General features: G+C 59.5%; 16 protein-coding genes. 9 read left to right on the forward strand and 7 right to left on the reverse strand.

From position 1 onward, the window contains the following. Positions 1-64 precede the first annotated feature (64 nt). From sdhC to sucD, 8 genes are all read left to right on the forward strand, one after another. A complete protein-coding gene (sdhC, locus tag AAHA39_RS10295; protein WP_041210307.1) occupies positions 65-442 on the forward strand; it encodes a succinate dehydrogenase cytochrome b556 subunit in 378 nt (125 codons plus the stop codon). Next, the gene (gene sdhD, locus AAHA39_RS10300) at positions 436-780 is read left to right on the forward strand and encodes a succinate dehydrogenase, hydrophobic membrane anchor protein (protein WP_041210306.1); all 345 of its coding nucleotides are present in this window, start codon (positions 436-438) and stop codon (positions 778-780) included. The genes sdhC and sdhD overlap by 7 nt, the downstream gene beginning before the upstream one ends. A 1-nt stretch (position 781) precedes the next feature. Next, complete coding sequence (gene sdhA / locus AAHA39_RS10305) at positions 782-2,548, forward strand: succinate dehydrogenase flavoprotein subunit (RefSeq protein ID WP_041210305.1); 1,767 nt, start codon at positions 782-784, stop codon at positions 2,546-2,548. Positions 2,549-2,564: 16 nt separating this feature from the next. Then, a complete protein-coding gene (locus tag AAHA39_RS10310) occupies positions 2,565-3,281 on the forward strand; it encodes a succinate dehydrogenase iron-sulfur subunit (RefSeq protein WP_041210304.1) in 717 nt (238 codons plus the stop codon). A 114-nt stretch (positions 3,282-3,395) separates the two neighbouring features. After that, positions 3,396-6,206: a 2-oxoglutarate dehydrogenase E1 component gene (gene sucA, locus AAHA39_RS10315; RefSeq protein WP_041210303.1), complete on the forward strand. Its 2,811-nt coding sequence runs from the start codon at positions 3,396-3,398 to the stop codon at positions 6,204-6,206. A gap of 33 nt (positions 6,207-6,239) precedes the next feature. Continuing rightward, positions 6,240-7,427: a 2-oxoglutarate dehydrogenase complex dihydrolipoyllysine-residue succinyltransferase gene (gene odhB / locus AAHA39_RS10320; protein WP_320657315.1), complete on the forward strand. Its 1,188-nt coding sequence runs from the start codon at positions 6,240-6,242 to the stop codon at positions 7,425-7,427. Positions 7,428-7,531: 104 nt separating this feature from the next. Then, on the forward strand, positions 7,532-8,698 hold the full coding sequence (sucC, locus tag AAHA39_RS10325; protein ID WP_005346090.1) for an ADP-forming succinate--CoA ligase subunit beta: 1,167 nt from the start codon (positions 7,532-7,534) through the stop codon (positions 8,696-8,698). Beyond that, positions 8,698-9,570 (forward strand): succinate--CoA ligase subunit alpha, encoded by an 873-nt coding sequence (gene sucD / locus AAHA39_RS10330; protein ID WP_005346088.1) that lies wholly within the window; start codon positions 8,698-8,700, stop codon positions 9,568-9,570. The genes sucC and sucD overlap by 1 nt, the downstream gene beginning before the upstream one ends. A gap of 79 nt (positions 9,571-9,649) precedes the next feature. Here sucD and AAHA39_RS10335 read toward each other — a convergent pair whose 3' ends face one another. The 3 genes from AAHA39_RS10335 to AAHA39_RS10345 form a co-directional block, all read right to left on the reverse strand. Next, complete coding sequence (locus AAHA39_RS10335; protein ID WP_320656528.1) at positions 9,650-11,104, reverse strand: ATP-dependent nuclease; 1,455 nt, start codon at positions 11,102-11,104, stop codon at positions 9,650-9,652. A gap of 61 nt (positions 11,105-11,165) precedes the next feature. Beyond that, positions 11,166-11,864 carry an SDR family NAD(P)-dependent oxidoreductase gene (locus AAHA39_RS10340; RefSeq protein WP_320656529.1) on the reverse strand — a complete coding sequence of 233 codons (699 nt, stop codon included), beginning with the start codon at positions 11,862-11,864 and terminating at the stop codon, positions 11,166-11,168. A gap of 447 nt (positions 11,865-12,311) precedes the next feature. Further along, positions 12,312-14,252 carry an amidohydrolase gene (locus AAHA39_RS10345; RefSeq protein ID WP_320656530.1) on the reverse strand — a complete coding sequence of 647 codons (1,941 nt, stop codon included), beginning with the start codon at positions 14,250-14,252 and terminating at the stop codon, positions 12,312-12,314. Positions 14,253-14,478: 226 nt separating this feature from the next. Here AAHA39_RS10345 and AAHA39_RS10350 point away from each other — a divergent pair, with 226 nt between their 5' ends. After that, the gene (locus AAHA39_RS10350) at positions 14,479-15,198 is read left to right on the forward strand and encodes a TetR/AcrR family transcriptional regulator (protein ID WP_320656531.1); all 720 of its coding nucleotides are present in this window, start codon (positions 14,479-14,481) and stop codon (positions 15,196-15,198) included. Between the two features lie 369 nt (positions 15,199-15,567). Here the strand turns inward: AAHA39_RS10350 and AAHA39_RS10355 are convergent, their stop codons facing one another. From AAHA39_RS10355 to AAHA39_RS10370, 4 genes are all read right to left on the reverse strand, one after another. Then, positions 15,568-16,974 carry an FAD-dependent oxidoreductase gene (locus AAHA39_RS10355; RefSeq protein ID WP_320656532.1) on the reverse strand — a complete coding sequence of 469 codons (1,407 nt, stop codon included), beginning with the start codon at positions 16,972-16,974 and terminating at the stop codon, positions 15,568-15,570. Between the two features lie 18 nt (positions 16,975-16,992). Continuing rightward, positions 16,993-18,729 (reverse strand): putative 2-aminoethylphosphonate ABC transporter permease subunit, encoded by a 1,737-nt coding sequence (locus AAHA39_RS10360; protein ID WP_320656533.1) that lies wholly within the window; start codon positions 18,727-18,729, stop codon positions 16,993-16,995. Beyond that, the gene (locus AAHA39_RS10365) at positions 18,726-19,820 is read right to left on the reverse strand and encodes a putative 2-aminoethylphosphonate ABC transporter ATP-binding protein (protein WP_320656534.1); all 1,095 of its coding nucleotides are present in this window, start codon (positions 19,818-19,820) and stop codon (positions 18,726-18,728) included. The genes AAHA39_RS10360 and AAHA39_RS10365 overlap by 4 nt, the downstream gene beginning before the upstream one ends. A gap of 272 nt (positions 19,821-20,092) precedes the next feature. Continuing rightward, a complete protein-coding gene (locus tag AAHA39_RS10370) occupies positions 20,093-21,112 on the reverse strand; it encodes a putative 2-aminoethylphosphonate ABC transporter substrate-binding protein (protein WP_320656535.1) in 1,020 nt (339 codons plus the stop codon). Positions 21,113-21,116: the final 4 nt, after the last annotated feature.

A 21,116-nucleotide genomic window follows, 5' to 3' on the forward strand; every position in this document is an offset into this window, starting at 1 on the left:
CCCGTGCCCTCAGAAACGAGTTAAAACAATAACTAACGTGCTCAATGGAGCTGAGTGGGCAAGCGTGAAAAAGAAACAGAGACCGGTCAACCTCGACCTACAGACGATCAGCTTTCCTGTCACTGCCATTGCATCCATCCTGCACCGTGTATCAGGGGTCATCACCTTTGTTGCACTGGGCATCTTGCTGTGGATGCTTGGTACTTCACTCGCCTCTCCCGAAGGGTTTGAAACCGTGGTTGCCATCATGGACAACTTCCTGGTCAAACTCGTGCTGTGGGGGATCCTGACTGCGCTGGCATACCACATCGTGGGCGGCTTGCGTCATCTGGTCATGGATATGGGCTATTGGGAAGAGCTGGAATCCGGCAATCAGAGCGCCCGTGTGGCCTTCGTGATCACCGCGGTTCTGGCAGTATTGGCGGGAGTGCTTGTATGGTAACCAATTCTGCAACCTTCGGGCGCAGCGGCGTACACGATTACATCCTGATCCGCGCCACCGCCCTCATCATGAGCTGTTATGTCCTCTATCTGGTCGGTTTTGTCGCGTTCAACGACATCACCTACGAGGTGTGGACCGGCTTTTTCGCCAACACCTTCACCAAGGTCTTCACCCTGTTGGCTCTGCTGTGCGTACTGATCCATGCCTGGATCGGTCTGTGGCAGGTGCTGACCGACTATATCAAGCCAGTGGGATTGCGCGGTGCGCTGCAGTTCGCGCTGGTCGTGGTGCTGTTTGTCTATCTGATGACGGGTTTCGTCGTGCTGTGGGGTGTGTAAGGTGACTATTCCAACTCGTGAATTTGATGCGGTCGTGATTGGTGCCGGTGGTGCCGGCATGCGCGCCGCGCTGCAGATTGCCCAGTCCGGCAAGAGCTGCGCTCTGTTGTCCAAGGTCTTCCCGACCCGTTCTCACACTGTCTCCGCCCAGGGCGGCATCACGGTTGCGCTGGGCAATGCCCACGACGACAACTGGCAGTGGCACATGTATGACACCGTAAAAGGCTCCGATTACATCGGTGATCAGGAAGCCATCGAGTACATGTGCAAGACCGGCCCCGAAGCCATCTATGAGCTGGAGAACATGGGCTTGCCCTTCTCCCGTTTCGACAACGGCACTGTCTACCAGCGTCCGTTTGGCGGTCAGTCCAAGAATTTCGGTGGCGAGCAGGCTGCCCGTACTGCGGCTGCGGCCGACCGTACCGGCCACGCCCTGCTGCACACCCTCTATCAGCAGAACGTCAAGAACAAGACCACCGTCTTCTCCGAGTGGTATGCGCTGGATCTGGTGAAGAACCAGGATGGCCACGTGGTGGGTTGTACCGCCATCGATATGGAGAGCGGCGAGGTCGTCTACTTCAAGGCCAAGGCCACCGTGCTGGCCACTGGCGGCGCCGGTCGCATCTACCAGTCCACCACCAACGCCCACATCAACACCGGTGACGGTGTCGGCATGGCGCTGCGCGCCGGGGTCGGCGTGCAGGACATGGAGATGTGGCAGTTCCACCCGACCGGCATCGCCGGGGCAGGGGTGCTGGTGACTGAAGGGTGCCGCGGTGAAGGCGGCTATCTGCTCAATAAAGATGGCGAGCGCTTCATGGAGCGTTATGCCCCCAACGCCAAGGATCTGGCCGGTCGCGACGTGGTGGCCCGCTCCATCATGATCGAGATCCGCGAAGGGCGTGGCTGCGACGGTCCCTGGGGCCCGCACATCAAACTCAAGCTGGACCACCTCGGCAAAGAGGTGCTGGAATCCCGTCTGCCGGGTATCTGCGAGCTCTCTCGCACCTTCGCCCACGTGGATCCGGTCAAAGAGCCGATCCCGATCATCCCGACCTGCCACTACATGATGGGCGGCGTACCGACCAACGTGAATGGCCAGTGCCTGACCCAGGACAAGAACGGCAACGATGTGCCGGTAGTAGGTCTGTTTGCGGTGGGCGAAATTGCCTGCGTCTCGGTGCACGGAGCCAACCGTCTGGGCGGCAACTCCCTGCTGGATCTGGTGGTGTTCGGCCGCGCGGCCGGCATGCATCTGGTCAACACCCTGGGCGAGATGGATCACGGCCGCGATGCCTCCGAGTCGGATCTCGATGCCGCACTGGCCCGCTTCAACCGCTGGGAAAATACCCGCAACGGCGAAGACCCGGTGCAGATCCGCAAAGACCTGCAGCGCTGCATGCAGAACAACTTCTCCGTATTCCGCGAAGGTGCGGCGATGGCAGAAGGGCTGGCCGAGCTCAAGGTTATCCGCGAGCGCCTGAAGTCAGCCCGTCTGGATGACACCTCCAAAGAGTTCAACACCCAGCGCATCGAGTGTCTGGAGCTGGACAACCTGATGGAGACGGCGTTTGCCACGGCGGTTGCCGCCAACTTCCGTACCGAGAGTCGTGGTGCTCACTGCCGCTTCGACTTCCCGGATCGCGACGATGAGAACTGGCTGTGCCACAGCCTCTATCATCCGGACACCGAGTCCATGACCCGTCGCGCTGTCAACATGTCACCCAAGACCCGTGAGGCGTTCCCGCCCAAGGTCCGGACTTACTGATTGCGGAGCCAGCCCTATGAACGTCACTTTCTCTGTCTACAGATACAATCCGGATGTTGATAACGTCCCCCATATGAAGGAATATCGTCTTGATATTCCTGAAGGTTCCGACATGATGGTGCTCGATGCACTGATCCAGTTGAAAGAGCTGGATCCCACACTCGCCTTCCGCCGCTCCTGCCGCGAAGGGGTCTGTGGATCTGACGGCATCAACATGAATGGCAAGAACGGTCTTGCCTGCATCACCCCGCTTTCCGATCTGCTGAAGAAGGGCAATAACGTGGTTATCCGCCCCTTGCCCGGCCTGCCGGTGATCCGGGATCTGGTGATCGACATGACCCAGTTCTACACCCAGTGGGAGAAGGTCAAACCCTTCCTCATCAATGAAGACAAATTGCCGCCCGTGCGTGAGCACCTGCAATCCCCCGAAGAGCGCGCCAAGCTGGATGGCCTGTACGAGTGCATTCTCTGTGCCTGCTGCTCCACTTCGTGCCCCTCCTTCTGGTGGAACCCCGACAAGTTCATCGGTCCGGCCGGGCTGCTTGCCGCCTACCGCTGGCTGGCTGACAGCCGCGACACCGCGACCACCGAGCGACTGGGTAATCTGGATGACGCCTTCAGCGTGTTCCGTTGCCACGGCATCATGAACTGCGTGAACGTCTGTCCGAAAGGCTTGAACCCGACCAAGGCGATTGGCCAGATCAAGTCGATGTTGCTCAATCGGGCTGTTTAGTATTCGGGCCGGCCAAGGTCGGCCCTGCTTCCGGACAGCCATCCCACCCGTGGCAGGATGGCTGTTTGAACCCTACAAGCTGCGTAGCAGTAACAAGAAGTACAAGGGATAGAAATGCATAACGGCGTGATGAAGGCCTGGTTGGAGTCATCTCACCTGGCTGGTGCGAATGCAAGCTACATTGAGGATTTGTACGAATCCTTCCTGGAAAATCCTGACTCCGTATCCGATGAGTGGCGCAGCCTGTTTAGCGAGCTGCCCCAGGTCAATGGCCATGCGGTTGAACAACCCCACTCCCAGGTCCGCGATTATTTCCGTCGTCTGGCCAAGGATCCCTCCCGTTACAGCGCGCCTGTCTCCGATCCGCAAGTGGATGCCAAGCAGGTGCGGGTACTGCAACTGATCAACGCGTTCCGTTTCCGTGGTCACCAGAATGCCAATCTGGACCCGCTCGGTCTGTGGCAGCGCGATACCGTCGCCGAACTGGATCCGGCATTCCACAACCTGCAGGGCGCAGACATGGAGGCCACCTTCAATGTGGGCTCCTACGCCATCGGTCGCGAGACCATGGTGCTCTCCGATCTCTACGCCTCGTTGAAGAAGACCTATTGCGGCTCCATCGGCGCCGACTACATGCACCTCACCTCGACCGAGGAGAAGCGTTGGCTGCAACAGCGTCTCGAATCCATTGAAGGGAAGGGGAGCTACACCCTCGAAGAGAAGACCCGTTTCCTCGACAACCTGACCGCCGCCGAAGGGTTGGAAAAATATCTGGGTGCCAAGTTCCCGGGGGCCAAGCGCTTCTCGCTGGAAGGTGGCGACGCCATGATCCCCATGCTGAAAGAGCTGATCCGTCGCGCCGGTGAGCAGGGCTGCAAAGAGGCCGTTATCGGTATGGCCCACCGCGGTCGTCTCAACGTACTGATCAACGTGCTGGGCAAGCGCGCGCAGGACCTGTTCGACGAGTTTGCCGGCAAGCACGGCGAATCCTGGGGCACGGGCGACGTGAAGTACCACATGGGCTTCTCCTCCGACTTCGCCACCCCGGGCGGCAACGTCCATCTGGCGCTGGCCTTCAACCCGTCCCACCTCGAGATCGTCAACCCTGTGGTCATCGGCTCGGTACGTGCCCGCATGGATCGTCGCGGTGACAAGGATGGTTCCAGCGTGTTGCCCATCACCATTCACGGTGACTCGGCCATGGCCGGTCAGGGCGTGGTGGCCGAGACCTTTAACATGTCTCTGACCCGCGCTTACGGCGTGGGCGGGACGGTGCGCATCGTCATCAACAACCAGGTCGGTTTCACCACCTCCTATCACCGTGACCTGCGCTCCACCGAATATTGCACCGACATCGCCAAGGCGGTGCAGGCGCCGGTGCTGCACGTCAACGGTGACGATCCGGAAGCCGTGGTGCTGGTGACCCAGATTGCGCTGGATTATCGCAACACCTTCAAGCGCGACGTGGTGATCGAGCTGGTTTGCTACCGCCGTCACGGCCACAACGAGGCCGACGAGCCGAACGCGACCCAGCCCTTGATGTACCAGAAGATCAAGCAGCACCCGACCCCGCGCAAGATCTACGCCGATCAGCTGGTGGCCGAGGGGAGTATTGCCCAGGAGCAAGCGACCACCCTGGTGAACGAGTATCGCGAAGCGCTGGATCGCGGCGAGCGGGTGAGCAAAGAGTGGCGGCCGATGGAGCTGCACTCCGTCGACTGGACCCCTTATCTTGGCCACGACTGGAACATGGCCTATGACAGCACAGTGCCGATGGATCACCTCAAAGCCCTCGGCGAGCGGGTGAGCCAGTATCCGGCTACCCACGTGCTGCAGCGTCAGGTCGAGAAGATTTACGAAGACCGCCGTCTGATGGCTGCCGGTGAGAAGCTGGTGGACTGGGGCTTTGCCGAGACCCTGGCCTACGCCACTCTGGTGGACAAAGGTTCCCGCATCCGCTTTACCGGTGAAGACTCCGGCCGTGGCACCTTCTTCCACCGCCACGCCGTGCTGCACAACCAGACCGATGCCAGCACCTACACCCCGCTGTGCAACCTGCACGACGAGCAGGGTCCGTTCGAGATTTATGACTCGGTACTGACCGAGAACGCGGTACTGGCCTTTGAATATGGCTACGCCAGCGCCGAGCCGGCCGGCCTCACCATCTGGGAAGCGCAGTTCGGTGACTTCGCCAACTGTGCTCAGGTGGTGGTGGATCAGTTCCTCTCCTCCGGTGAGCAGAAGTGGGGCCGGATGTGCGGCCTGACCATGCTGCTGCCGCACGGTTACGAGGGGCAGGGGCCGGAGCACTCCTCCGCCCGTCTGGAGCGTTATCTGCAGATGTGCGCCCAGCACAACATGCAGGTGTGCGTCCCCTCTACCCCGGCTCAAGTATTCCACATGCTGCGCCGTCAGGTAGTGCGCCCGATGCGCCGTCCGCTCATCGTGATGACGCCCAAATCCCTGCTGCGCCACCCGCTGGCGGTCAGCAAGCTCGAAGATCTGGCGGAAGGCACCTTCCAGAACGCCATTGGCGAGATCGACGCGCTGGATCCGAAAGCGGTCAAGCGGGTGGTCTTCTGTTCCGGCAAGGTCTATTACGACCTGCTCGAAGCCCGTCGCAAGGCGGAGCAGAAGGATGTGGCGATCGTGCGGATCGAACAGCTCTACCCCTTCCCGGAAGAGGAAGTGCGCGCCATTCTGGCCGATTACAGCCACGTCACCGATTTTGTCTGGTGTCAGGAAGAGCCGCAAAACCAGGGCGCCTGGTACTGCACCCGCCACAACTACGATGAGGTGCTGCCGACCGGAGCCACCCTGCGTTATGCCGGTCGTCCGGCGTCCGCCTCGCCGGCGGTTGGTTACATGTCCGTCCACGCCAAGCAGCAGAAAGCCTTGGTGGAAGATGCCCTTACTCTGGCCTAAGCCCTGAACAAGAAGTAACAAGGAACTGATTAGATGACTATCGAGATCAAGGTACCGGACCTGCCGGAATCAGTGGCGGATGCCACCATTGCCACCTGGCACAAGAAGCCGGGTGATCTGGTTGCCCGTGATGAAGTGCTGGTCGACATCGAGACCGACAAGGTGGTGCTGGAAGTGCCGGCACCGCAAGCTGGCGTGCTGGGCGACATCCTGCAGGCAGAGGGGGCAACCGTCCTCTCCCGCCAGCTGATCGCCACCATCAAGGCGGCTGCCGTAGCCGGTGAAGAGACCAAAGAGAAGCCGGCCGAAGCGGTTGCCGATGATGGCGCCGATGGTTTGAGCCCCTCCGTGCGCCGTCTGATTGGCGAGCACGACATCGACGTGGCCAAGCTGACCGGCACCGGCAAGGGCGGTCGCATCACCAAGGATGATGTGGAAGCCTACATCAAGGCGCTGAGCAAGCCTGTCGCAGCCGCTCCGGTTGCTGCTGCGCCGGTCGCGCCAGTTGCCGCGCTGGCCGGTCGCAGCGAGAAGCGGGTACCGATGACCCGTCTGCGCAAGCGCATCGCCGAGCGTCTGCTGGAAGCGAAAAACACCACCGCCATGCTGACCACCTTCAACGAGGTCAACATGAAGCCCATCATGGATCTGCGCAAGCAGTACGGCGAGATCTTCGAGAAGAAGCACGGCATCAAGCTCGGCTTCATGTCCTTCTACGTGAAGGCGGTAGTGGAGTCCCTCAAGCGCTATCCGGAAGTGAACGCCGGGCTGGATGGTGACGACATCGTCTACCACAACTACTTCGACGTCAGCATCGCCGTCTCCACCCCTCGTGGTCTGGTGACCCCGGTACTGCGCGACTGCGACAACATGAGCCTGGCCGACATCGAGAAGGCCATCAAGGATCTGGCCGGCAAGGGCCGCGACGGCAAACTGACCGTGGATGAGCTGACTGGCGGCAACTTCACCATCACCAACGGTGGTGTGTTCGGTTCCCTGATGTCCACCCCGATCATCAACCCGCCCCAGAGCGCCATTCTGGGCATGCACAAGATCCAGGATCGCCCGATGGCCGTTGACGGCAAGGTCGAGATCCTGCCGATGATGTACCTGGCCCTCTCCTACGATCACCGTCTCATCGACGGGCGCGAATCGGTAGGCTTCCTGGTCTCCGTCAAGGAGCTGCTGGAAGATCCGACCCGCCTGCTGCTGGACGTCTGAGCAACCAACTGAAAGATAACGAGGGGCCCCCGAGGCCCCCACTCACAGGGGATTGAGAAACACGAGCCCCGGACGGAAATACCTACAACACGGATAGAGCATCTATGAATCTGCATGAATATCAGGCAAAACAGCTGTTTGCCGAGTATGGCCTGCCGGTCTCCGAAGGTTATGCCTGTGCTACCCCGCAGGAAGCGGCCGAAGCGGCCGACAAGATTGGCGGCAATACCTGGGTCGTCAAATGCCAGGTACACGCCGGTGGCCGCGGTAAAGCGGGCGGCGTGAAAGTGGCCAAGAGCAAGGATGAGATCCGTGCTTTTGCCCAAAACTGGCTGGGCAAGAATCTGGTGACCTACCAGACTGACGCCAACGGCCAGCCGGTCACCAAGATCCTGGTTGAATCCTGCACCGACATCGCCAAAGAGCTCTACCTGGGCGCCGTGGTTGACCGTGGCTCCCGCCGCGTGGTCTTCATGGCCTCGACCGAAGGTGGCGTGGACATCGAGAAGATCGCCCACGAAACCCCCCATCTGATCCACAAGGCCACCCTTGACCCGCTGGTTGGCCCGCAGCCCTATCAGGCGCGCGAGCTGGCCTTCAAACTGGGTCTGGTCGGCGATCAGATCAAACAGTTCACCAAGATCTTCATGGGTCTGGGCCAGATGTTCCTCGACTGCGACTTCGCGCTGCTGGAGATCAACCCGCTGGTGATCACCGCGCAGGGCAACCTGCACTGCCTGGATGGCAAGATCAACATCGACGCCAACGCGCTGTACCGTCAGCCCAAGCTGCGCGAGATGCACGATCCGTCGCAGGATGACCCCCGCGAAGCGCACGCTGCCCAGTGGGAGCTCAACTATGTGGCCCTCGATGGCAACATCGGCTGCATGGTCAACGGCGCGGGTCTGGCCATGGGCACCATGGATATCGTCAACCTGCACGGCGGCAAGCCGGCCAACTTCCTTGACGTCGGCGGCGGCGCCACCAAGGAGCGCGTAACCGAGGCGTTCAAGATCATCCTCTCCGACAGCAATGTCAAAGCGGTGCTGGTCAACATCTTCGGCGGCATCGTGCGCTGCGACATGATCGCGGAAGGCATCATAGGTGCGGTCAAGGAAGTGGGGGTCAAGGTGCCCGTCGTGGTCCGTCTGGAAGGCAACAACGCCGAGCTGGGTGGTATCAAGCTGGCCGAGAGCGGCCTCAACATCATTGCGGCCAAGAGTCTGACCGATGCCGCGCAGCAAGTCGTCAAAGCAGCGGAGGCCAACTGATGAGCGTACTGATCAACAAGGACACCCGAGTCATCTGCCAGGGCTTTACCGGCGGTCAGGGCACTTTCCACTCCGAGCAGGCGCTCTCCTACGGCACCCAGCTGGTCGGCGGCGTCTCCCCGGGCAAGGGCGGCACCACCCATCTGGGCCTGCCGGTGTTCAACACCGTCCGTGACGCGGTCGAAGCGACCGGCGCCACCGCCACCGTCATCTATGTGCCGGCACCGTTCTGCAAGGACGCGATCCTGGAAGCGATCGATGCGGGCATCAAGCTGATTGTCACCATCACCGAAGGCATCCCGACCCTGGATATGCTGGATGTCAAAGTGAAGCTGCAAGAGACCGGCGTGCGGATGATCGGCCCCAACTGCCCGGGCGTTATCACTCCGGGTGAGTGCAAGATCGGCATCATGCCGGGCCACATTCACAAGCCGGGCAAGGTGGGCATCGTCTCCCGCTCCGGCACCCTGACCTACGAAGCGGTCAAGCAGACCACTGACGAGGGCTTTGGCCAGTCCACCTGCGTCGGTATCGGTGGCGACCCCATCCCGGGCTCCAACTTTATCGACATTCTGGAGATGTTCCAGAACGACCCGCAGACCGAAGCGATCGTGATGATCGGCGAGATCGGCGGCAACGCCGAGGAAGACGCGGCCGCCTATATCAAGGCCCACGTCACCAAGCCGGTGGTCTCCTATATCGCCGGTGTTACCGCCCCTCCCGGCAAGCGGATGGGCCACGCTGGCGCCATCATCTCCGGTGGCAAGGGTACCGCCGCCGAGAAGTTTGCCGCGCTGGAAGATGCTGGCGTGAAAACCGTCCGCTCCCTGGCCGATATCGGCAAGGCCCTGCGCGAAGTAACCGGCTGGTAATTCTGCTTAGCCCGTTATCTCTAATAAAAAAGCCGCCCAATGGGCGGCTTTTTATTAAGAAAGTAAATTTTATTTAAAACTAGCTTTTAACTGCATTTTCAATCGCAAAAATTAATTCGCTAAATTCATCTTCAATACTTTTAATGTATTCTTCAATTGCAACTGTACGTATCACACTTTCTTCTGATTCTGCTTCACGAGCAAGTTCTTTTGCATAAAGATGATGGTCGGTCACTTCATCTCTTTCAAGAATCCAGTCGACATCTAAATCATATTTTTCTAGTAAAAGAGCCTTAACTTTAGGATGACTAAAGACTTCTTTTTCGGGAGGGTTCACTCCTGGAAATGAATGTAATGACTCTTGGGGCGCTACACCAACATCAGCATCTCTTACTGCTATTGCTCTTTTTCCTGTTTTGTTTAGTACACGGACAGCTTCTCGAACGGCATCTTTATCTCCAATATCATGGATGGCTACTACCTTTAACAGGTCTTTCTTTTTTATACGAATGACTTCAGTTAGCAATACTTTTGCGAAAATATCCTCAACGCATATATCTAGCTGCCTGACATGACCTGATGACAAAACTGAACGAATTTGACTAGATGAGATTTTATTTACTACTTCTACGCCATTTTCATTTCTTAATAGTAACTTTCGTGATTCAGGTGGAAGTGCATTAATTATGACGCTGGAGTGAGTTGAAAGAATGATTTGATGGTGGCGCCTATTACATACATCTAAAAGATATCTTGCAAATTCATGCTGTGCACTCTCATGCAATGAGGTTTCAGGTTCTTCAAGAATAAAAAGGCTTTGTTCTGGAGAATTTTCAAGTTTGTCAACAGTATAAAGGATTCGTCCTTCTCCAAACCCCATGTTATTTTCAGAGTATGAGTATCCAAGTCTTGATGCTATACCTACTTCTGATTCTTTCCCCTTATGAGAAACGCCTTGAAATGTAACATCATCATATTTATGACCAATGATTCTAGCCATTTTACCGATGACTTTTTGGTCTATATCTCGTTTCTCTGTAAATTGGAGATTTGAACCACCATAAACACTCACATCTCTTCGTTCTACTTTGGGTATATAAACAGTGAACCCCACGTAGTAACAGTGCCGCTCAGGTTGTCTTTTGTAGCCCGACCATGCTGAGTTGGCTCGTGATATTGTTACTTCTTGTTGTTTTTTATAGTCATCTGTTTCATAAAAATAAATAGCTTTCGCTCCATCAGATATTGGTTTTGGATCTGCGGTTGAGATAGGAAAAAAATCTTTTATGTATTGTCTTTTGTATTCAACTGAGGTAGATGGTTTCTTATATGCACATATTGCAAGTTGACCTACAGTGCTTTTCCCTGCTCCATTAAGACCAGAAATGACTGTTATTGGGAAGTCTAGATCAAGATCAAGTTCATAAATCCCTCTGAACCCATCGATATGAACTTTTCTCAGGCAAGGCCCAAAGTTAGCATAGCGGTTCTTTTCGCCATATTTATGTTGTAGTTTTTTAACTATATTAGCCATGCCGTTACCTACAAGTAGTTTGGAGTTGTAAAGATATTCTGTGCCGTTTGATCACGATGTTCTACCAAGGCAGCTTGCCTGTCTCCAAGCAGATAAAATCCCGTGTATTAAAATTATTGCCTTCTATCATTTCAGCCAATCGATTTGCTGACTGCTCTGGTGTCAGTGTTGCATCAGCAGGTGCCATTTTGGTAAGTAATGCTCCGGGGTGAACCGAGATAACGTTTATCCCCATGTTCTCCAGATCATCAGCCATACACAGTGACAGCATGTTTTGAGCTGCCTTTGCTATGCGATAGGAGAAAGAGCATTTTACTCCTTTGGCTGCGCCTGCCGCTTGCATATTTAATGAGCCTCTCCTTGAACTTATATTTACGATCAAGGATGGGGGTAATACATTTTCATTGCGCAATACGGCATTAACGGTTGATAGCGCACCGACACAATGGGTCTTAAATTCATAAACCAGCTGGTCGCCGGTGCTATGCCTTGTGTCGATCCCCGGGGTGCCAGCAGAGCCAGCATTATTTATGACGATATCTACTGCTCTGTCTTGGATAAAACCAAATAGCTGTTCTTCATAATTCTCATGGGTGACATCGGTTATCAGCACAGAGACGGCAGGGTAGAGAGTAGTGAGCATGTCACAAGCGCTGATGGTTCTGACCACGGCGTAAACCTGATATCCGCGCTCGTAAAAAGTCTGAACTAGCGCTAAGCCCAATCCTCTGCTCGCTCCGGTTATCAACACTGTTTTCATCACTCAACCCATCCAGCCACATTGTTATTGAATGCCAATCCTCGGTTTCGAATAGCGAAGCGTATTCAGACGATCGGGGGGCTTAGTATGCCACAGCCTTTGCCTACGGACAGAATCCAACAGGCCAAGATTGTTACGCTGTTGCAACCAAGTTGGTTGAGGCTGTTTCACTGGTGAATCAATCCTGCCGCCGCTTGGGGCAACCCGCTGGTCACGCTGGTTGCCAATGCTCCTCCGATTTGGGTTAAAGAGCTGAGCCGAACGCGGGCTAACTTCCCGTTGATTGACCCTTGTACAGCGCGCCTTGCCATCAGGGCTCGCTATCACTTCCCGAAGTAAAAATGCCGACCAAAAGGTCGGCATGTTGCTCTCAAGGGGCGCTGGTCTGGCTGTATATGCTCAGATCGCTGCTGACCAGATGCTCACGCTCGCCATATCACCTGAACCCTATTGGCTAAAGACCGTCTGCCCGCGAAAGACGGTGCGGGTGACTTTGGTATCGGCGATCTGCTCCGGTTTGCCGGCGGCGACCAGCTGGTAGAGATCCCGATCCAGCACGATAAAGTCGGCCGATTTGCCCGCTTCGATGGAGCCGCTGACGGCCTGCTGGCGCACCGCGCGGGCGCCGTTGATGGTGTAGGCATCCAGCATCTGATCGAGGGTGATGCGCTGGCTCGCCCGAAAGTCATCGCCGCTCTGGGGAGCATGGTTGACCCCGGCGGCCATATTGGCGAAAGGGCGCGGATCGCGGCTGTCGACCGGCGCATCGCTGCCAGCCACCAGAATAGCTCCCGCCTTGCGCGAGCTGGCCACCGGATAGAGCGCCTGCTTGAGATACCCCTTGGGATCGTACATCGCCTCGTGCAGGGATTGCCCCTTGCGGGTCGGCTGGATAAAGGGGGTGACCAGCATGTCATATTCGGGCTGGGGGTTGGTCCAGGCGTAGGTGAAGGTGAGGTAGAGGCCAAGCTGGCCGAGCCGCTGCTGATCGTCCGGATGCACCACCTGCAGATGGGCGAGGGTGTGGGGAGTGCCGTGATCGCCGTTGCTGGCGCGGGCTGCCTCCAGCGCATCGAGGGCCATGCGGGTAGTGCGATCGCCGATGCTGTGCATATGGATGCTAAAGCCCGCCTTGTCGAGCGCCCCCACGTAGCGGTTCAGATCGGCGGCGCGGTAGTTGACCAGCCCCTTGCTGCCGGCATCCTCGCTGTTGGCGGTGATGGTGACCTGCTCGCCACCCTGATCCGCGGCGAGGTGGGGGGTCTGGTAGTTGGTCAGCATGCCGGCGTTGGGCAGGAAGGGGGGCGTGCTGAAGGGATCCCCCTCCAGTACCCCGTCGAGGAAGATCTTGACCGCATCGGCCTTGATCAGCGGATCGCCGGCAAACTGGTCGCGCACCCGGTTGGCCTTGGCCAGATGGCCGCCGATATCGAGTTTGCCGCTGTAGTCATCCTCGTGAAAACAGGTGGCGGCGGTGACCCGCATATTGAGCAGCCCCTTCTCTTCCATCTCCCGCAGGCGATCGCGGATAAAGTCGGTGGCGCAGGCATCCTGAATGCTGGTGATGCCGCGCGAGGCCATCAGGGTCGAGACGGCGGGCAGGATCTGGCGATACTGGTTCGCCGCCTGCTCGTCACGGGCGCTGAGCAGGCCACTGTCGGGGGAGGGGATGGCGCTGCGAGCCCCTTCGCGAATGATGCCGCTATCGAGATCCACATAGGGTTTGAAGGAGGCAAAGAGGCCGCCCGGCGCCAGGGTGGCAGCGGTGAAACCCACCTGTTTGCCGCTTTTATCGTTCGCCAGCGCCAGTGCCCGCGAGTTGTAGGCGCTGGCGTGGCCATCGACCCCGGCCAGCACCACCGGATTGTCGGGGGCGGCGGCATCGAGAGCCGCCAGCACGGTTTTATAGGCGGCGGTGGGGGCGTTGCCCTCGTAGGGAGACCACTGGTTGATCACCAGCCAGTCGCCAGCCTTGGGGGCGTAGCGCGGCAGGCAGCGCTTCACCTTGGCCGCCAGCTCGCCGAGATCGACCGGCTTGCCATCGAGATCGCACATATCGAGCGCCACCGTGCCCAGCAGGTGGATATGGTTGTCGTGCAGCCCCGGCAGCACCATCTTGCCCTGCAAGTCGACCACCTGGGTGTCGGGAGTGCTGAGCGCCTCGGCCCCCTGCCGGTTGCCCACATAGAGGAACTGGCCGCCGCTCACCACCATGGCCTCTGCCACATGCCGTTGACCATCCTGAGTGTGGATCTTGCCGTTGAGATAAAGAGTGCGTGCGGCGGTGGGCGGCTGTCCCTGCTGGCAACCCGCCAGCGTGGCGGCCAGCAGCGGGGCGAGCAGCAAAAAAGTGCGGGAACGGGCGGGGTGTGGTGCCTTGCAATCCATGCGGTGATCTCCTTGAGGGTCGGGTTGAGTGCAGTGTTTACTGCACATTACGCGATCTCTTTATGGCTGCTTGGTCAAAAAATGCCAGCAATTGCTGCAAATATTTAACGTTTTGTTTACCATGTCACATCAATCGGTGGCGAGCGGGGCGCAGTGCCCGCTTTGCTGAGGTAGCAAGATCTACCGCCAGAGCGCCTTGCCGATGGGCCAACAACAGGGAGGAGTGATGTCAGAGGAGTCAGTGACCGAGGGGCCGTTACCCCAAGGGGTTGCCATGCGCCGCCAACCCAAACAGCAGCGCAGTCAGGCGGTGGCCAGCCGCATTGAGGAGGCGACCCTGAGCCTGTTGCAGGAACAGGGCTTTGCGGCCCTCAACACCAATGCCATCGCCGATCGGGCGGGGGTGGGGATCAAGTCGCTCTACCACCTCTATCCCAACAAGGAGGCGATCATCGGCCGCCTCGCCATGGGGTGGCTGGCGGCGGTCTGCGAGGCGCAGGAGCAGATCCGCATTCAGGCGACCAGCTGGCCACAGGCACTGGTGCTGCTCGACGAGGCATTGGAGGCGCTGGAGCGCCGCTTTGTCGGCTATGGCGCCCTCTGGCATGCGATGGATCTCATCCCCGAGCTGCATGCGCTGGAGCAGCAGCACGAACGGGGCCAGATTGACTTCTGGTCATCCCTGTTGCGCGATTTTGGCTGCCGCTGGCCGGAACCCGAGCTCACGACTCTGGTGCGCTACTTCTATCGCACTGCCGATGTCACCAAGCAGTGCACCCGGAGCGATGGGGATCTCGGTCAGCAGATGTGGCTGCTGCACCGCCACTGGAGCGAGCAGCTGATCGCCGCCGCCATTGCCGAGCCCGACCCCGAGCGGGTGTGGCAGGCAAGGCCAGCGCTGCTGCTGGGTACGGAAGTATCAGCGGCCGACAAGTGGCGGCGATAAACCGCGCACAAGCGTAACGGGCTGGCACCCTTGGCCCTGCTCGGCATGGCTTTTCGGCGTGGTTCTCTCTGGCGCGATATCCCAGCAGGATGGTGCCTTGTCAGCCTGATTGTTGCGCAAGTGAAATAATGTTTCTTGATTGTGTTTCGCTGGTGAAACAGTGCTATTGGCGGCTGGTTGGGCACCGTGTGTGCCGCGCCTTGTCTATGTATTCCGATCCGGGTGATGCAGCGCGGAGCTGATCGCAGGTTTTCGCCGCTCGGGATCTGATGGCCTATGGCGCCAATAGCAAAGCGCCAACCCTTGGGTCGGCGCTTTGCTTGTTGCAGTCAGATGGGGCAGAAGCGTGCGGAATTGGTATTACCGCGCTTACTTGTCTGCCTTGCCAGCGGCATCGGCAAGTTTGGCCAGCTGTTTGTCATACCAGGCCACCGGACGGTTCTCATCTTCCGCCCGCTCCTTGCGCCGGATGGCATTGCGCACCGCCATGGCGCCCAGCCAGCGAAATGGCTCGGGCGGAAAATAGCCGCGCGGGCCGCTGACCAGCGCGCAGTCGCGCCACGGCTTGTCCTCCTCCCGCACTTCATCGCGCACCAGGGCCGCCAGGATCTGGCCACCGATCCAGCTCTGCGCCACCCCGTTGCCGGAATAGCCGAGGCCATAGACGATATTGGGCTGCCCTCGCCAGTGGCCGAAGAAGGGGAGGCCATCTACCGAGCGATCGGAGGCGCCGCACCAGCTGGCGGCGATGGGCACCTCTTTGAGCGCCGGAAAGAAGCGGCGCAGGGTGCGGGTGAGAGGGGCAAGATAACGGCTAGGCGCATCGAACTCGGCCAGATGGCGGTTGGCAAAGGCGAAGGTGTTGCCCCCCTTGCCCAGCATCAGCCGCCCTTGCGGAGTGGAGCGGTAGTAATGGACAAAGGTGCGGCCATCCACCACGGAGCGGCCGTGCGCAAGCTGCTGGGCAGCCAGTGCATCCGGCGCGGGGTCGGTTATCACCATATCCGAGGAGACCAGCACTATGCTGCGGCGAAACTCGCGAAAGTGCTGCACCATGGCGCTGTTGAGGGCCAGCACCACCTTGCGGGCACGCACCTCACCTTGCGGTGTCTGTACCCGTGCTGGCTGACCCGCCTCAAGGCGCTGCATGGGAGAGTGCTCATAGACCTCGACCCCCAGCTCCCGCGCTACCCGCAGCAGGCCGCGCACCAGCAGTGCCGGCTGCACCGAACCGGCGTGGGGGCTGTAGAGCCCCTCCAGATGAACGTGGGAGCCGCTCTGACTCGCCAGTTCACCCTCTTCAATCGCCTGCCACTGGTTAAGGTCAGCGAGTTTCAGCTCCCGCAATACCGGCTCCATCAGGCCACGCTGGGCCTCGCTGGTGGCGGTGTAGCAGGTGCCCTCGACCCTCAGCTGTGCCTCTATGTTGTGCGTGTCGCAGAAGCGGGCGATCTCGTGCACCGCCTGTTCGGATCTTTGCACCAGCCAGGCGGCCTGCTGCTTGCCAAAGAGGCGCTTTAAGGTCAGATATTTGGCCGACCAGGTGAGCAAACAGCCGCCGTTGCGCCCGGAGGCGCCGCTGCCGCAGCGATCTTTCTCCAGCACCATGATGCGCAAGTGTGGCTCGGCCTGTTTAAGGGCGATGGCGCTCCACAGCCCGGTAAAGCCGCCACCGACGATGCAGACATCGGCCTCGTGGTGGCCGTGAAGGGGTGTGGGCGGTGCGGGTTGTTCGGCGGCGAGCGCCTCGGTCAGCCAGAAGGGGAGAGTGGACATGATGACTCCTCGATAAGGTTATTGGTGGCGCCAGCGCTGGGTGCGATCCAGCAGGGCGCGGCTCAAAAAGAGCTGGAGCAGCTTGATGGTGGCGGCGGCCAGCAGGATCAGGGTGGCCATGGCGGCGGCCGCGGCGGTATCGCCGGAATCCTCCATGTTCAGCACGGCGATGGAGGCGAGCACGCTGTCGCTCGAATAGAGGAAGATCACCGCTGAGGTGGTGGTCATGGCGTTGACGAACAGATAGATGAAGATCTCCAAGAGCGCTGGCAGGGAGGCGGGCAGGGTGACCCGCCAGAACGCCTTCCAGAGCGGAATGCGCAATGAGATGGCCACCAGCTCCAGCTCCTTGGGCAGTTGCTTGAGGCTGGTCAGCGCCGTCATATGGCCCACGGTGTAGTAGTGGATGACGCAAGAGAGCACCATTAGTGGCAGGGTGCCGTAGAGGCCGCTAAAGAGCGGATTGCCGTTGAAAAAGAAGATGTAACCCAGCCCCAGCACCATGCCGGGTACCGCCAGCGACAGCATGGCGAGCAGATGCAGCAGCTGGCGCAGCGGCGCGAAGTGGCGCCCCTTCTCCTGCGCCCAGGCCAGCACCATCACCAGCACGGTGCCGATAAGCGCGGTATAGAGGCCCAGCTGCAAGGTGTTGGTAAAGGGCTGCCAGCCATAGACGCTGTTGCTGTCAAAGGCGTAGTGATCCAGCGTCAGAGCGAGGTTGTAGGGCCAGAACTGCACCAGAGAGCCGTAGACCGCCATCCCCACCAGCGCCAGAAACAGCAGGGCCCAGAGCGTGCACCAGCCGAGCGCCAGCAGATCCCGCAGCCGATGGGGCTTGGGGCTATAGGGCACCGCCTTGGTGCTGCTCTGCTCCTGCATCTTGCTGCGCACTCTGTGCTCCAGCGCAAAGCTCAACAGTGCTGGCAGCAGCAGGGTGACGCTGGCAACGGCGCCCAGCGAGAAGTTCTGCATCCCGATCACCTGCCGGTAGATATCGGTGGCCAGCACGCTGTACTGGCCGCCAATCACCTTGGCCACCCCGAAGTCGCAGATGGTGAGGGTGAAGACGGCGATGGCGGCGCTGAGCAGGCCATAACGGGCGGTGGGCAGGGTGACGGTGACAAAGGTGCGCCAGCCGCTGCTGCCGAGCACCCGGGAGGCTTCATAGAGGCGGGCATCGCTCTGACCGAGCGCAGTGATAAGGATCATCAGGGCGTGGGGGAAGCACCAGAAGCCCAGACCAATGACGATGCCGATAGGACCGTAGATGCTCTCGCCGCCGAGCAGCCCCTTGGCGATCCCCTGATTGCCAAACCAGTAGACCAGACTGATGGCGGGCAACAGGGAGGGCATCAAGAGCGGAATAAGGCCGATGAGGCGAAACAGGGGTTTGCCCGGCATGCAGGTGCGGGTGAGGGCATAGGCGTAGCCAAAGGCGATGGTCACCACCAGCGCGGTGATCAGCACCCCGAGCCAGAGGGTGTTGCCGATGGTGCGCCCCAGATGAGGGGAGTCGAAGTAGGCGCTGAAGTTGGCAAGCCCCACCCAGAGGCCGTTCTCATCCTGCAGGCTCTTTTGCAGCATGGTGAGCAGCGGCAACAGCAAACCGCCGCTGAGCAGGGCGATGCCAAGCAGAAGCAGGATCAGTTGCAGCAGCTGATCCCGGCTCCAGCCGCGACAGAGCCGCTGCCAGCGAGAGTCTTGCCGGGCTGTCACTGGTGGCAGCAGGGAGGAGGTCGCAAAGGGGGCTGTCATGGGCGATCTCCTTCAAACAGTTGCATCGCCGCGGCGGGCCAGTGCAGCGAGCAGCGCATGCCGCTGCGCCAGCCACCCTGTTCGTGGCGGGGCAGCTCGTGGGTCGGGCGCTCCACCAGAATTTGCTGTGGGCCCAGATAGGTGTCGGCGGTGCAGATAAGACGCTGGGCTGCGCCGAGAAACTCCACCTGATCGATGGTTGCTTCAACGCCATGTTGGCCAAGATAGGGCTCGCTCGGCGCACTCAGGGTGATTGCCTCGGGGCGGATCGCCACCTGCAATTTGCTGCCGGCCGCGGCCTGATTGGCGAGTTGCAGCGGTTGTTCGTTGAGGCGCACCTGATTGGGGCTCAGCACCAGGGTCTCGAGGAAGTTCATGGTACCGACAAAGCTTGCCACGAAACGGCTGGCAGGCTGGTGGTAGATCTCCTGCGGAGTGCCCACCTGTACGATGCGGCCGCCCTCCATCACCACGATGCGATCGGCCATGGTCAGCGCCTCTTCCTGATCGTGGGTCACCATGATGGTGGTGATGCCAAGGCGCTGCTGCAGGGCGCGGATCTCGCTGCGAAGGTGGGTGCGTACCAGTGCATCCAGCGCGCAGAGCGGTTCGTCCAGCAGCAGCAGGCCGGGGGAGAGGGCGAGCGCCCGGGCCAGCGCCACCCGCTGTTGCTGGCCGCCGGAGATCTGGCTCGGGTATTTGTGGGACTGGGCAGTGAGATCCACCAGCCCCAGCCAGTGATCGACCCGCTCCTTGATAAGATCCCGTGCCAGCCCCTGATTCTCAAGGCCGAAGGCGATGTTCTGGGCCACCGTCAGGTTGGGGAAGAGAGCATAGGACTGAAACACGATGCCAAAGTCGCGCTGCTGGGGCGGTAGCCGGGAGATATTGCGCCCCCCTTGCCAGATCTCGCCGCTGTCTGGCAGATCCAGCCCGGCGATGGCTCTGAGCAAGGTGGTCTTGCCGCAGCCAGAGGGGCCGAGAAAGCAGATAAACTCCCCCGGTTCAATGGCCAGAGAGATCCCCTTGAGGGCCTGAAAAGCACCGAACTGCTTGTTGAGATGTTGAATGTCCAGATAGGGCTGGGTCATGGTTCGACTCGCTACTGATTTGGTATATACCAGTTTGCAGGCGAAGTGTGACGGTCAGGTGATCGGGGGATGACAGCTTGATGACAGTCAAATGACATCGGGTCGCCAGCAAGTGGCTGGGCACTGTGCGAATGGACTAAGCATCGCTAATTGAAGGCAATGCAAACTCGGGAAGTTAAAACCAAAAAGTGAAGGCCAACAGCTGTTGGCCTTCGACTGGCAGTTTATTGGAAGCGGTGTGTCTGGCGTGAACAAACCGCCGCCCTTCACGCTTACTGCTTGGCTTCGGTCTTGCCGTCGAAGCTGGCGCTCCACTGGGCCAGGATGGTGTTACGCTCGCGGGCAGCCCAGCCAAAGTCGTTGTCGATCATCTGGCCCTTGATGTTGGCGGGATAGCCGGCTCTGGGCTTGGCCACATCCGGAATGGCGACCACTGCGAACGACTTGTTGTAGAGGGCGTTGGCCTGTTCGGTGGCGGCAAAGTCGAGCAGCTGTTTGGCGGCCTCCAGCTTGGGGGTGCCCTTGATGATGGCGGCAGCTTCCATGTCCCAGCCCGAACCCTCTTTCGGGAACACCACCTCGATGGGGGCACCCTTGGCCTTGAGGCTGGTAGCCGGGAAGTCGAAGGAGATACCGATCACCGTCTCGCCGCTGGCGGCCAGCTTGCAGGGGGCGGAGCCCGAGTGGGTGTAACGGTCGATGTTCTGGTGCAGGCCGTTCATAAATTGCCAGCCCTGCTGCTCGCCCATGGTCTGCAGCCAGCCCGCAACGCTCAGGTAACCGGTGCCGGAGGAGCTGGGGTTGGGCATGATCACCTTGCCCTTGTAGATGGGCTTGGTGAGGTCGGCCCAGCTGGTGGGTGCCGGGATCCCCTGTTTTTCGGCCTCTACCTTGTTGAAGCAGATGGCGCTGAAGAAGGCGTCCAGACCGATCCAGTGCGGCTCGGCCTTGCTGTCGCGAAAGCGGCTGTCGAGCTTATCCAGCCCTTTCGGCGCATAGGCATTGAGCATCTGCTGCTGATCGAGCTGCATCAGGCTGGTCGCCGCCAGTCCCCATACCACATCCGCTTTGGGCTGGGCTTTTTCTGCCAGCAAGCGGGCGGTGACCACGCCGGTGGAGTCACGCACCCACTTGATATTGATGTCCGGATGCTGGCGCTCGAACGCGGTTTTCAGCTCGCTGAGCTGCTCCGGTTCGAAGGCGGTATAGACGGTGAGGTCGGTTGCGGCCAGTGCCGGGGCGGTCATGGCAGCCAGCACGGTGGCGGCCAGCAGATGGGTTCCCTGTTTCATCCTC

Origin of the sequence: Aeromonas sp. SE22, from assembly GCF_038739755.1 — a bacterium.
In the GTDB taxonomy this organism is placed as follows: Bacteria; Pseudomonadota; Gammaproteobacteria; order Enterobacterales; family Aeromonadaceae; genus Aeromonas; species Aeromonas jandaei.

Excerpts from the sequence above, each read along its gene's own strand:
- sdhD (WP_041210306.1), top strand. The coding sequence starts at position 436 with ATGGTAACCAATTCTGCAACCTTCGGGCGCAGCGGCGTACACGATTAC.
- AAHA39_RS10310 (WP_041210304.1), top strand. The coding sequence starts at position 2,565 with ATGAACGTCACTTTCTCTGTCTACAGATACAATCCGGATGTTGATAAC.
- sucA (WP_041210303.1), top strand. The coding sequence starts at position 3,396 with ATGCATAACGGCGTGATGAAGGCCTGGTTGGAGTCATCTCACCTGGCT.
- odhB (WP_320657315.1), top strand. The coding sequence starts at position 6,240 with ATGACTATCGAGATCAAGGTACCGGACCTGCCGGAATCAGTGGCGGAT.
- sucC (WP_005346090.1), top strand. The coding sequence starts at position 7,532 with ATGAATCTGCATGAATATCAGGCAAAACAGCTGTTTGCCGAGTATGGC.
- sucD (WP_005346088.1), top strand. The coding sequence starts at position 8,698 with ATGAGCGTACTGATCAACAAGGACACCCGAGTCATCTGCCAGGGCTTT.
- AAHA39_RS10335 (WP_320656528.1), bottom strand. The coding sequence starts at position 11,104 with ATGGCTAATATAGTTAAAAAACTACAACATAAATATGGCGAAAAGAAC.
- AAHA39_RS10340 (WP_320656529.1), bottom strand. The coding sequence starts at position 11,864 with ATGAAAACAGTGTTGATAACCGGAGCGAGCAGAGGATTGGGCTTAGCG.
- AAHA39_RS10345 (WP_320656530.1), bottom strand. The coding sequence starts at position 14,252 with ATGGATTGCAAGGCACCACACCCCGCCCGTTCCCGCACTTTTTTGCTG.
- AAHA39_RS10350 (WP_320656531.1), top strand. The coding sequence starts at position 14,479 with ATGTCAGAGGAGTCAGTGACCGAGGGGCCGTTACCCCAAGGGGTTGCC.
- AAHA39_RS10355 (WP_320656532.1), bottom strand. The coding sequence starts at position 16,974 with ATGTCCACTCTCCCCTTCTGGCTGACCGAGGCGCTCGCCGCCGAACAA.
- AAHA39_RS10360 (WP_320656533.1), bottom strand. The coding sequence starts at position 18,729 with ATGACAGCCCCCTTTGCGACCTCCTCCCTGCTGCCACCAGTGACAGCC.
- AAHA39_RS10365 (WP_320656534.1), bottom strand. The coding sequence starts at position 19,820 with ATGACCCAGCCCTATCTGGACATTCAACATCTCAACAAGCAGTTCGGT.
- AAHA39_RS10370 (WP_320656535.1), bottom strand. The coding sequence starts at position 21,112 with ATGAAACAGGGAACCCATCTGCTGGCCGCCACCGTGCTGGCTGCCATG.